Consider the following 361-nt stretch of genomic DNA (forward strand, 5'->3'; position numbering starts at 1 on the left):
TCGCCGTAGGGTCCGTCGGGGTCCTTGCGCGACTCCTGGAACCAGGGGTGCTGGTCGCTGGTGTGGTTCATGACGAAGTCGATGATGACGCGCATGCCGCGCTGGTGGGCGGCGTCGACGAACTCGACGAAGTCGGCGAGGTCGCCGAAGTCGGGGAGCACGGCGGTGTAGTCGGAGACGTCGTAACCGCCGTCTCTGAGGGGGGATTTGAAGAACGGCGGCAGCCACAGGCAGTCCACGCCGAGCCACTGGAGGTAGTCCAGTTTGGCGGTCAGCCCCTTGAGGTCGCCGATGCCGTCACCGTTGCTGTCCTGGAAGGAACGGACCAGGACCTCGTAGAAGACGGCACGTTTGAACCACT

General features: G+C 64.5%; 1 protein-coding gene. It reads right to left on the reverse strand.

The window, feature by feature from the left end; translation table 11 throughout:
* The coding region (locus IG64_RS37270; protein WP_037865021.1) for an alpha-amylase family glycosyl hydrolase at nt 1-361 on the reverse strand (361 nt) is incomplete at both ends.

The sequence above is a fragment of the Streptomyces sp. NRRL S-340 genome, from assembly GCF_000720185.1.
Lineage (GTDB): Bacteria > Actinomycetota > Actinomycetes > Streptomycetales > Streptomycetaceae > Streptomyces.